Consider the following 12,131-nt stretch of genomic DNA (forward strand, 5'->3'; position numbering starts at 1 on the left):
TTTGCGCTAATAATGTGGTTACGCTGTCTTTATTACATCCACACCAAAACAATGCCCTCAAGCAGTGGAAGTTTGAGGACGAATCTGTAATTAGAATCGGTCGTTCGCCAGATAATGACGTAATTTTGACTGAGCCTTTGGTATCGCGGCATCATCTAGAACTACGCCAAATTAGTAGCGACTCGTGGCAACTAAGCAATCAAGGGACTAATGGCACGTTTTTAGATGGCATTTTAGTATCGCAAAGCTTAATTACTGACGGTGCTTTGCTTCAGCTTGCTAAGGGCGGTCCGATCCTGAAGTTTCAGTTAGATGCGACACCACAACCAGTAGCGAATCTAAATTCTTCTTCCTATTGCCAGCATACAGGCAACCCCCCAGGCAATTTGTTTTGCATTCACTGCGGACAACCTTTAACGGTACAAAGGACAGTCCGCCAGTATCAAATTTTGCGAACTTTGGGACAAGGGGGAATGGGGACGACTTATTTGGCGTGGGATGAGGTGGGTATAATTTCCGGTATGCCGCAACTTTTGGTACTAAAAGAAATGAATGCGGACATGGCAAAAGTTGCTAAAGCGCAAGAATTATTTGAACGTGAAGCCCGTACGCTGAAGACGCTGCACCATTCAGGGATTCCTAAGTATTACGACTTTTTTTTGGAGGCTGGTAAAAAATACTTGGCAATGGAGTTAATTCACGGTCAAGATTTGGAGAAGTTAATTAACGATAAAGGACCTGTAACTCCAGCGCAAGCGATCGCCTGGGCAATCCAGACGTGCGATGTTTTGACTTATATTCACAACCAGCAGCCGCCACTGATTCACCGCGATATTAAGCCAGCAAATTTAATGGTGCGGACAGCAGATCGGCAAATAGTTGTATTAGATTTTGGTGCTGTCAAGGAAATTGGCACTTTTGCGGGGACGCGGATTGGTGCGGAAGGCTATTGCGCCCCCGAACAGGAACGCGGACAGCCTGTAACTCAGTCCGATTTGTATGCTATTGGACCGACATTAATATTTCTATTGACTGGCGAGACTCCATTCAAGTTCTTTCGCCAGCGGGGGAGGGGTTATCGCTTCAATATTGAGAGCATACCAACGATTACCCCTGAGCTAAGAGAGGTAATCGATCGCGCAACCGAACCCTTACCAGGCGATCGCTATTCTAGTGCCAAGGAACTAGCAAAAGCTTTAGCTACTTGCCTATAAACTGCAATTCGTAATTCATAGTTAACGCATCAATTACGAATTACGAATTACGAATTATGTTAGTCGTCGTCCCAGTTCTCGACTTCTAGTAAGTCGCAAATTGGGTCTTGCGTAGCAAAGCCAAAGTCTAGTAGTTCTTTTTTCCAGTAAGACCATTCGCTGCCATACAACAGAGCAATTTTGCTAATGCTGTCTGTAGGCTTAACGATCTTCGAGTCTACAAGTGAACGGACGTGCCGTTGCAACTTCACCATTGGGTGAATAACTTGTTGAGCCATAAATTAAATTAAATTCCGATTGAATTGGACAAATGTTTGTCTGAAAGCGTGTCCCCTATTTAGGTGGTGTTTCTGGGATCGCATTTCGTCTCTTTCAGAGTATCACACGCGATCGCATTTGGAACCTGGGGTGCGGAAATTACTACTTTAGAGTGAGTTGAGGTTTATTTTAATCTTTTTTCGGGGGTTGCACCTTTAATTGTCCATCTGGGGTAATTGACACTTTGCCGCCTAAAGCTTGGATGCGACTAATTGCGATTTTGCGTACGCGATCGTCAAAAGCATTATTTAATACTAAACTCCATGCACTAACTTGAGCAGATTTACTATTGGGGTTTTTCGCCAAAAATTGAGCGGTTTGATAAGAAAGTTGGGAGATGTATTTACTATCTTTATCGGAATATGTATCTGCCCACTTGCCTGCTGTCTCAAAAGATTGCCTTGCAGCTTGGCTATCACCGAGAAATAGTAACTCATCTGTTCCCTTGTAGCGCCAGATATAATAAGAATTTTTGGGAACTTGGGGAGAAAGAGACTTTAAGCCTTTTTCCATTAGTGCTACTGTTCTTTCTGGCATTCCTGCATATAAGGTTGTACTGCTAGACAGGAAACGATAAGCATCTAAAAAATAGGGATCGCGGTTTATAATTACTTCAAAATATTCGGGGCTAAGAGCATATCCAGTTTTAGCACGAGCTTCATCATCGCCAAAGTAGGGAGCAAAATTAATAAAAGTATAGTCTGCAATTATATTTCTAAACCCAAAGCTAGGAAGCTTTTGCAATACAGTCAAGCGGATTCTTTCTGACTCTAAGTCTTTATTGAGATCTGCAACTGAATCAGTTTGAGCTTTGTTAGCTAATTCCTTTAATAGAGGCAGTTGTAAAACGACAATTACTCCGATGGATAGCACCGCTACTATAGATACAGATATTAATTGCTTTAGAGATTGACGAGATGTGGCAAACATCTTTATTACAGTTTGTAGGAAGATTGATTGATATGTTATTGAAATATATTTTGTGGCTATTAAGTTAAAGTTTCTTAAACTGATATAAATATTAATTGTAGCTTTTTATCATATATCGGTACAAGTCAGTATTGCAGCCTTTTCGCGATCGCAAGTTCGTTTACGTAACTCGTCTTGGAGATTGGCGACGCGAACAGGGGTTTTCCGTAGTCTAAAAGGCAAAGACCTTAATTCTGCCACTGTATATTTACTGAAATAAAACAGCGAGTAATCAAATATTTGGTTAATATCTCAGTAAAATTTCGCTTGGATACTGAGTAGAGGTGTTTTTAAATATTTTTGTAAGTTTTTGAACGGGACTATAGCAATTTTAAATCAGTTGTAAAAAGCGTTCTGGGTTTCGCCCCCTAACCCCCAACCTTGGGGGGACAAGACTCTTAGCCCCCAGATTTGGGGGTTGGGGGCTATAGATATTTCATAACTCAAATAGGATTGCTATATCTGAAAATGCTATACAAGAAATTGAGATGAGGCGATCGCTACTTAATAGGAAATGGGTAGGTTAAACATAATCCCTTTAAAATGCCCAGCGATCAAAACACTATGTCTACTAAACCTATCCACCGGATTTTCCTTTTAGTATCAATTGTTTCTTTCTTCGGCTCTACTGCATTAGCAGCCGTACGAGCCATCAATAATGCACCACAGCCATCCAGAGAAAATACTAATGTAGAAAGTTCATCTGTTGAAGCGCAAAGACAATTACAAGCCGATCGATTGCAACTGAAAGAACGAGAGCAAGGGTACAAAATAGTTCTATAGCAAGAACAAAATAATCGGGTAGCACTAGAGGGATTGGTAGAAGTTAGTCTCCAGATGCAGAATGCTAAAGGTGCAATTGCGCCACTAAAGAAGCTGACACAACTCTATCCTAATCAGCCTAAGTATAAAACTTTGCTAGGTCAGGTGGAGAAGCAGGTTAGTGAGGGTAAGGGCGATCGCTAGAGAAAACCGCTATAAATGGAATGTTATGTATGAATAATCTTGATAATTCTGAACTTAATAGTTTGATTCCTGCTGAGATTAAGAATGATGAGTTTTATATAGCTCTTCAAAAGATAGCTGAAGAAGAAAATATCAAAACTGTTTTAGAAATTGGTTCATCTTCAGGTGAAGGAAGTACCGAAGCAATTGTAACTGGTTTAAGGCAAAACCCTCACAAGCCAATACTATTTTGTATGGAGATTTCAAAAACTAGATTTGCTGAACTAGAAAATCGTTATACCAATGACTCTTTTGTCAAGTGCTATAACGTTTCATCAGTTGCTCTAGAGCAGTTTCCTAGCGAGAACGAAGTTACTAAGTTTTACAATAATAATCAAACTAGCCTAAACCATTATCCACTTGATAGAGTTTTAGGCTGGCTACAGCAGGACATTGATTATGTAAAAAGCTCTGGAGTAATGAGTAACGGAATTACTAAAATAAAACAAGAAAATAACATTAATGTTTTCGATCTTGTATTAATCGATGGTTCTGAATTTACAGGCATTGCCGAATTAAATGAATTATATGGAGCTAAAATAATTTGTTTAGATGATATTAACACTTTTAAAAATTATCAAAACTATCAAAAACTACTTGTAGATAAAAACTATGTATTGGTAGCTCAAAACTTTTTTGTACGTAATGGATATTCTATATTTAAAAAGTCTTCTAAAGTAGAAGATTATTATTTTGAGTATGAAGCATCTGAGCAACTACTTGTTAGAAAGCTTGTTCAGCCAGGAATGACCGTTTTTGATGTTGGAGCAAACATTGGTAATTATTCACTATTATTAAGCAAACTTGTTGGAATTTCAGGGAAAGTATATTCATTTGAACCAGCATCCAGTACGTTTCAAAAACTACAAGAAAGAATTATTCAATCAGAGTATAATAATATACACTCTTGCCAAAAAGCAGTTTATTCGGAGAACAAAAATCTTAATTTTAATGAGTTTCCAGACGATTACTCTGTTTGGAATAGTATTGGTAAGCCTAAAATGGCAAATCCAAACGGTTCTGGAGATTACATACCTATTATTAAAACAGAATTAGTTGAAGCAATTACACTTGATTCTTTTTGTCAAGAACAAAATATCCAAAAGATTGACTATTTAAAACTTGATGTAGAAGGAGCAGAGAGTGATAGTCTTCAAGGTGCAATAGGTTTACTGAAAGCAAAAGCTATTAGCTTCTTACAGTTTGAAATTTCCTCAAAAATGTTAGAGGGTTTAAATCGTGAAGCCAAAAGCACTTTTGATATTTTAATTGAAAATGGATATGAATGTCACCAAATATTATCAAATGGTGATATTGGAAAAGAAGTAATAAATTCAGACTCTTTTTATGAAAACTATATAGCTTTTCCTTCAGTACCAGTACACTTTTTAACGATCGTACTCAATGGAGAACCATTTATACGCTATCATGTTGAAGTCTTCAAACAACTACCTTTTAAATGGCATTGGCATATTGTTGAAGGCGTAGCGGAATTAAGGCACGATACAGCTTGGAGTCTTCAGTTAGGTGGAAGAATTACAGATGAACTTCATTGCAATGGGCGTAGTTGTGATGGAACAACAGAATACTTAGATGAATTAGTAAAACAATATCCAGAAAAAATTACAATTTATCGTCAACCACAAGGTACTTTCTGGGACGGCAAACGTGAAATGGTAAATGCGCCGCTATCAAACATTAATGAAGAATGTTTGCTGTGGCAAGTAGATACAGATGAATTATGGACAGTCGAGCAGATTTGTACTGCACGACTAATGTTTATTAATAATCCTGATAAAACAGCGGCTTTCTACTGGTGCTGGTACTTTGTTGGTAAAGACTTAATTATTAGCACTCGTAACTGTTATACTCAAAATCCTCAACAAGAGTGGCTAAGAACTTGGAGATATAAACCAGGTTCAGTTTGGGTAGCACATGAGCCTCCTGGACTAGCTGAACCTTTACCAAACGGACAATGGCAGGATATAGCAGCAATGAATCCTTTTACGCATGAAGAAACAGAAAAGCAAGGTTTAATATTCCAACATTTTGCCTATGTAACACCAGAACAATTGCGCTTTAAAGAGCAATACTATGGTTATAAAAATGCAGTAAATCAGTGGAATCAACTGCAAGAACAATCTCACTTTCCTGTTTTGTTACGTGAATATTTTTCTTGGGTACAAGACATAACTCAAGTGGATGAGGCAAGTGCTTACGGTGTAGTGCCACTTGCACAAAAGCAAGACAGTAGCGAAGATTGGCGGTTCTTGCAATTAGAAGAGTTATACAGACAATCTGTACAGATGAAAAAGCCGTCTCCAACTATCATTGTTGATGGTGTTTTTTTTCAACTTTATAAAACTGGTATTGCTCGTGTTTGGCAATCTTTGCTGCAAGAATGGGTAAACAACGGTTTTGCTAAACATATTGTAATTTTGGATCGGGTCGGCACTGCTCCACCAATAGCTGGTATTAAATATCGCAGCGTGCCAGCTTATGATTACGGTAACACTGATACCGATCGCGAAATGCTTCAGCAAGTGTGTGACGAGGAAGGCGCTGATTTATTTATCTCTAGTTACTACACTACACCTCTATCAACGCCATCTGTTTTTGCAGCATACGATATGATTCCTGAACTCATAGGATGGGATTTAAATCATCCTATGTGGCGAGAGAAACATTACGGTATCCAAAATGCTGCTGCTTATATTGCAATTTCAGAAAATACAGCGCGTGACCTAGTAAAAGTTTTTCCAGAAATTGCATTAGAGTCAGTAACCGTTGCAAAATGCGGGATCGAGCGTAAAGTATTCTCACCCGCAAACTCGGAAATTATTAATCAATTTAAAACTAAGTATGGTATTTCAAAACCATATTTTATTTTAGTAGGGGCTGGAGGTAACTATAAGAATAGTATTTTGTTCTTCAAAGCTTTTGCTCAACTACACAGTAGCCAGGGCTTTGATATTGTTTGTACGGGAAGCGGCTTTACCTTAGAAGCTGATTATCGAGCTTATACATCTGGTAGCACTGTCCATCTGCTGCAACTTAGCGATGAAGAGTTAAGCATAGCTTACTCTGGTGCTGTAGCACTTGTTTATCCTTCCAAGTATGAAGGTTTTGGCTTGCCTGTACTAGAAGCGATCGCCTGTGGATGTCCTGTCATTACTTGTCCTAACGCCTCTATTCCTGAAGTTGCAGGAGAAGCAGCCTTATATATTAACGATGAGGATGTAGATGGACTAACAAATGCACTGTGCGACGTGCAAAAGCCAAATATACGTAATTCATTGATTGCTGCTGGACTAGAACAAGCTAAAAAGTTCTCATGGTCAAAAATGGCAGAAACAATTATTTATACATTAATTGAGGCTACGCTGCTACCGCTAAACCTGAGAGATATTAACTTAATTATCTTTCCAGATTGGTCGCAATCAGAAGAAACTCTTTGTTTGGAACTAGAGCAAGTTATTAAAGCGATCGCTACTCATCCAGATAGCAGCAAAACTACGCTACTAATTGATAACGGAAATATATCTGAAGAAGAAGCTGCTCTAATTATATCCAGTGTCAGTATGAATCTTCTGATGCAAGAAGAATTAGATATCTCTGAAGGACTAGAAATTTCCTTTTTAGGGCAGTTGAGCGAAATCCAGTGGAAAGCTTTGTTACCTTGTATTCAAGCGCGAATTGTCTTGGAGAGCGAAAATCAAGAGGCGATCGCAGTAGCAAAAGCAGAAACTATTCCCTACTACCAAGATATTGCAAGCAATCTCAATTAGTATCTAGATCCACCCAATCCGCCCAGAAATTAATTTCTGGGCTAATAGCGAAAGTCTACTGAAGTAGACTAGAGACTAATTATAGTCGGATTTATCTGACTTAAGTTATGAGGCTGGGATTTGAATCCCAGGCGGACTCAAACCAACTACGTAATTTAATCCACAAGAATTTTTATGGCTCTCTGGCGACTTTACTATCATTTAGTTTGGGCAACCAAAGAGCGTCAACCTTTAATTACTCCTGACACAGAGCCTAAACTTTATAGTTATCTTATTGGCAAAGCTGATGCCCTCGGCTCTATTATCCATGCGATCGGTGGCATAGAAAATCATATCCATCTAGTAGCTTCCATTCCACCTAGTCTTTCTATTGCGGATTTCGTCAAAAATCTCAAGGGTAGTAGCGCTCATCACTTAAATCATCGCTTGCCTGATTCTTCGCATACGTTTGGCTGGCAGCGCGGATATGGAGTCTTTTCACTTGGGGGCAAACAACTCACTCAGGCTGTAGACTACGTTAAAAATCAGAAAGCACATCATCTACAAGGAACTACCGTTGCTTCTTTGGAACGAGAGAGCCATGAAGAAGATGCACCGCACTTCCCTAGAATCGAAGTAGAACATCGGCGTGAATTTGAGGAGCCTTGAACTCAAGTTCAGGCTCAAAGCTTAAGCCCGTTGCAACTGGCTGAAAACACTATATAGTCAGCTTAAGCTGACTTGAGCTATGAGCCTGGAAATTAATTTCCAGGCTAACCGCTTCCCTAGAATCGAGGTAGAACATCGGCGTGATGAGGCTACTGAGTAGCCTTGTAAAGTTCAGGCTAAAAGCTTAAGTTCGTTGCAACTGGCTAAAAACTCTACCCAGTCAGCTTAAGCTGACTTGAGCTATGAGCCTGGAAATTAATTTCCAGGCTACCGCTTCCCCAGAATCGAGGTAGAACATCGGCGTGATGAGACTACTGACTAGCCTTGAACTAAAGTTCAGGCTAAAAGCTTAAGCCCGTTGCAACGGGCTAAAAACTCTACCCAGTCAGCTTAAGCTAACTTGAGCTATGAGCCTGGAAATTAATTTCCAGGCTAATTGTACGTTTGTAGTTAGTAGCTAGATTTGAGTTGAGCAAATTATCGAAGTTGCCCATTTGCTAGTCGGCTTAAGCCAAGAAACTTATTCCTTGGCTGCTTCAACATACCTTTGCCACATCTGCTGGTATGCCTTCTCCATCTCGCGAGTAAACTGTTTAGCATTCCAAAGTGGTGATGTTTGCCTTGATTGTTGCAGTTTCCAATTAATTTGTTGACGTAAAGCCGGATCTTTCCCTAAACGTACGCCCCACTCTACATATTCTTCATCTGTCCAAGCAATGCCTTCCGTTACGCCAACATTCATCATAAAAGCGTAACTATTACGGGCAGAAAATTGTTGACCAACTCGTGTCACTAGGGGAACACCCATCCAAAGAGTTTCTAGAGTTGTTGTTGCTCCATTGTATGGATAGGTATCAAGTACCACATCAGCAATATTGAGGTTAGCCCGATGCACTTCTTCTGATGGGGTTCTGGGCAAAAAGCGTAGGCGATCGCAACTTACGCCCACTTCTTCAGCCACCTGTTCAAAAAAGGTTCTTGAGGATTCGCGATCGCCTAACCCTTTGATTAAAAGGTAACTATTTGGTACTTCTTTGATAATTCTCATTTGTAGCCGCACATTATCTAAGTGACGCTTATAAGCATTTTGAGTTACAAGATAAATGACAGCATCACTGGGAATGTTTAAGCGATCGCGCCGCAGATTAGGCACACCGACTTCAAAGCCATCAACTGCTACATAGGTATTAGGCAGCCGCACAATTTTTTCAGTGTAGTAGTCTTGAGCAGAATCAGGCAACACATACGGATCGGCAATATAGTAATCGATTGATGGCAAACCTGAAGCATCCCAGCCTAACCAAGTTGCTTGAATTGGAGCAGGTTTTACACTCAAAACTTCACACATCGATGGAAACGTTAGGCTATCTAGATCAATCAGAATATCAACTTCATCCTCTCTAATCCGCTCTACAACTTCTTCACCTAGCATTTCAAATCTATATGTACGATATGTGTTATTAATAAACCATCTTCTCGTAAAGTCATCTGTTGCTGAATAGTTTATAAGATAGGCATAAATTTGAAAATTTTCTCTATCGTGATGTTGAAATATCCATCGCGCAAGCCAACCAACTGAATGTATTCGTAAAAAGTGAGAAATATAGCCGATATTCAAAACTTTCTTTGTAGTAACTTTAGTTGGTTTATGTAGTGAAGAATAACGGCATTTCTCTATTACATCTTTTGCATAAATTTCAAAATTGTTTTGATAAAGACGAGAAATTTGATTTTGAATTAAGCGGTTAATGTGTGGCTCATCTCTGAGGTAGGGAAAAAAGAAACTTGAATTAACTAAACAATTATTAGAGCCTGAATCAAGATTTGTTGGATTTTCTTCTGCTAAAGAAACTAATAATGATTCTTGTTGCAACAATCTCTCTTTATATTCTTCCCAATATCCAGAAGCAGATATTAAAGCTCTAATTAGTATATGGTTTGCTACGATCTTAGTTACTAAAGATTCAGCTACCTCATAGTAATGCTTTGCTGTGTCTATGCCTTTAAGGTATTGATGAGAATCTTGATAAAAAACTGCGAGATGATACAAAAGTTCTGTATTGTTAGGCTCTTGATGCAAGCATAGTTCAATAAAACGCGCTGCTAATGTAGCATCCCTACGAGAGTGAGCAATGTGCAAACAGGCATCAACTACTATATCAATAATTACTTTAGGCTTAGGAGCATAACACAGACAAGCTTCAGTAAAGGTGCAAACGGCTGAATGTTCAGGAGCAGAGTCTAAAATCATTTCTAGGGCAAGCCGTAACAAGTTGAAATCGAATGTTAATTCCTCTGCTTGTAGTAGCTCAATGATTCCTAAATCTGTCAAATATTCACCACTGAAAGTTCCTAGCTGAATCGAAAGTGCAATACAGTACAACAGATTATTAATGTTTGTTGGAGCAATTTCCTTGATGTGTTGCCGAATCGCCCAGGCAAGTTGATAATCTTTAAGAGCTTCTTGCCGCTCTGCTTCTGCTTGCAGTATATGCACCAGTTCTGTTGTCCACTGCTCAACTTGTTCTGGTTCGCCTTCTGCCATTCCTAGCATCCAAGTCATGTGGGCTTCTGCTTCCTGCCCCTGCAACAGTAGCATTAACCCTAAATGCCAGTAGTGGGATTTTAACTCAGGTTCTACTTCAATTGCCTGCTCGTAAAGGTTTGCTGCCTGAGTGTAGTTGCCTTGAAGTAAGTATCGGTTAGCTTGCTGCTGCCAATCATCGGCATTCATTGAAGTTTGTGCAGAAGTCATAGAAATTTGGTCAGATTTCTTCAGTTAGTTTTGCGGTAAAAACAAATGGCAAAAAGCGAAAAGAGGAGGTAGAGAAACTCTAACCACCTCAAATGAATATTTTGATAAGCAAGACTTAGCTCAGTTACTACTGCATTCTTGTTAAACCAGTACCGCAAGAGCTTACAGTACCTGGTGCGCCTGGATCTCCAGTTCCAGCAGTACTTTTTTCACACAAGATTGCACCAGTAGTTCCGGCTGTTGCATCTTTAAACACACCGCCAGTATAACCCTTGAGGTCTCCATTACCTGCCGATGCTTTATTAGCAACGCCACTTGTAATTGAAGTAATTGCTGCTGCTGTGTAGCTATAGTTGTTAGAGTCACGAATACCTACACCTAAGTCAGAAAGAGTAGAAGTAAAAGTTTGGTTCTCAAGATAGTGGGCTTGCTGCGCTCTGTTTAATGCACCAACATTAGTTCTAGCTTCTGATTGACGAGCTTTAGCTGTTTGATTAAGGAAAGAAGGCAGAGCAATAGCAGATAGAATACCAATAATGATGATAACAACCAATAATTCAATTAGAGTAAAGCCTTCGTCTTTCTTTTTCTGAGTCAGGTGTTGTAAGAATTTAGCTTTAAGTTCAGTTTTCATTTGAGTAGTGTCCTTGAGGGATTGAAGTGGGATTTCTGTTCCGTTACTTATAACTTACCCACACCTAAAACTATTCATATCACCACTACCTAAAATTCAGTGTATCTACAGAATCTGACGAGTAAAAGACAAAGAATAGCCCTTTTATCAGTAGAAATACTGTTTGAACAAAGCAAGACTTAGTTACTATCACAATCTAGATAAAGTGGAACTGCAATAAGTAGAACTATCAGGCACTCCTGGGTCTGACTGTCCAGTACTATTAGCCTCACACAGAATCACTTTAGTAGTTCCAGCTACTGTATTTTTGAACACACCACCTACATAACCTTTGAGGTCAACATTAAGCGACCTTGCTTTGTTAGCAACGTCATCTGTTATGGAAGTAATAGCTGCTGCTGAGTATGAGTAGTTGTTAGTGGTAGAAATACCAATACCTAGACTATTAATATCATTAGTAAAAGTTTCTTTCTCAAAGTAGTAGGTTTGCTGTGCGCGGTTCAGTGAGCCTACATTAGCTTTACCTTCGGATTGGCGAGCTTTAGCAACTTGACTGAGAAAAGAAGGCAATGCAATTGCTGAGAGAATACCAATAATAATGATTACGACCAGCAGTTCAATCAACGTAAAACCCCGATCTTGCTTCTTCTGGTTTAAGTGTTGCAGGAACTTAACTTTTAATTCAGTCTTCATGTTAGATTCACTTCTCTAGTGGGTGAGGAGTATCTCTACCCTCTAGACTTAAGTTACCCAAATGAGCAGTCTTTCCTATAACCCACTACCAAAGATTTCACTCCCGT

General features: G+C 39.3%; 10 protein-coding genes. 5 read left to right on the top strand and 5 right to left on the bottom strand.

Going from position 1 to position 12,131, the window contains the following annotated elements; translation table 11 throughout:
• Nucleotides 1–14: 14 nt before the first annotated feature.
• The gene (locus UH38_RS11970) at nt 15–1,214 is read left to right on the top strand and encodes a protein kinase domain-containing protein (RefSeq protein WP_045054886.1); all 1,200 of its coding nucleotides are present in this window, start codon (nt 15–17) and stop codon (nt 1,212–1,214) included.
• A 59-nt stretch (nt 1,215–1,273) separates the two neighbouring features.
• On the opposite strand, the gene UH38_RS11975 is transcribed toward UH38_RS11970, so the two are convergent.
• Both UH38_RS11975 and UH38_RS11980 read right to left on the bottom strand, forming a co-directional pair.
• Entirely contained in the window at nt 1,274–1,492 is a 219-nt protein-coding gene (locus UH38_RS11975) for a DUF4327 family protein (protein WP_045054887.1), read from the bottom strand.
• Nucleotides 1,493–1,661: 169 nt separating this feature from the next.
• Nucleotides 1,662–2,462, bottom strand: coding sequence for a hypothetical protein (locus UH38_RS11980; RefSeq protein ID WP_045054888.1), 801 nt, complete (start codon nt 2,460–2,462; stop codon nt 1,662–1,664).
• Between the two features lie 603 nt (nt 2,463–3,065).
• Here UH38_RS11980 and UH38_RS27225 point away from each other — a divergent pair.
• The 4 genes from UH38_RS27225 to tnpA all read left to right on the top strand — a co-directional run bounded on the left by UH38_RS27225 (nt 3,066) and on the right by tnpA (nt 7,942).
• Nucleotides 3,066–3,284 carry a hypothetical protein gene (locus UH38_RS27225; protein WP_200892410.1) on the top strand — a complete coding sequence of 73 codons (219 nt, stop codon included), beginning with the start codon at nt 3,066–3,068 and terminating at the stop codon, nt 3,282–3,284.
• A gap of 54 nt (nt 3,285–3,338) precedes the next feature.
• Nucleotides 3,339–3,467 carry a hypothetical protein gene (locus UH38_RS27875; protein WP_268748880.1) on the top strand — a complete coding sequence of 43 codons (129 nt, stop codon included), beginning with the start codon at nt 3,339–3,341 and terminating at the stop codon, nt 3,465–3,467.
• Between the two features lie 29 nt (nt 3,468–3,496).
• Nucleotides 3,497–7,294 (top strand): FkbM family methyltransferase, encoded by a 3,798-nt coding sequence (locus tag UH38_RS11990; RefSeq protein WP_045054889.1) that lies wholly within the window; start codon nt 3,497–3,499, stop codon nt 7,292–7,294.
• Between the two features lie 174 nt (nt 7,295–7,468).
• On the top strand, nt 7,469–7,942 hold the full coding sequence (gene tnpA / locus UH38_RS11995) for an IS200/IS605 family transposase (protein WP_045054890.1): 474 nt from the start codon (nt 7,469–7,471) through the stop codon (nt 7,940–7,942).
• Between the two features lie 520 nt (nt 7,943–8,462).
• Here tnpA and UH38_RS12000 read toward each other — a convergent pair.
• The 3 genes from UH38_RS12000 to UH38_RS12010 all read right to left on the bottom strand — a co-directional run bounded on the left by UH38_RS12000 (nt 8,463) and on the right by UH38_RS12010 (nt 12,024).
• Nucleotides 8,463–10,697 carry an O-linked N-acetylglucosamine transferase, SPINDLY family protein gene (locus UH38_RS12000; RefSeq protein ID WP_045054891.1) on the bottom strand — a complete coding sequence of 745 codons (2,235 nt, stop codon included), beginning with the start codon at nt 10,695–10,697 and terminating at the stop codon, nt 8,463–8,465.
• A gap of 127 nt (nt 10,698–10,824) precedes the next feature.
• Nucleotides 10,825–11,331 (bottom strand): type IV pilin-like G/H family protein, encoded by a 507-nt coding sequence (locus UH38_RS12005; RefSeq protein WP_045054892.1) that lies wholly within the window; start codon nt 11,329–11,331, stop codon nt 10,825–10,827.
• A gap of 189 nt (nt 11,332–11,520) precedes the next feature.
• A complete protein-coding gene (locus UH38_RS12010) occupies nt 11,521–12,024 on the bottom strand; it encodes a type IV pilin-like G/H family protein (RefSeq protein ID WP_045054893.1) in 504 nt (167 codons plus the stop codon).
• Nucleotides 12,025–12,131: the final 107 nt, after the last annotated feature.

This window comes from Aliterella atlantica CENA595 (assembly GCF_000952155.1).
GTDB classification, from domain to species: domain Bacteria; phylum Cyanobacteriota; class Cyanobacteriia; order Cyanobacteriales; family Chroococcidiopsidaceae; genus Aliterella; species Aliterella atlantica.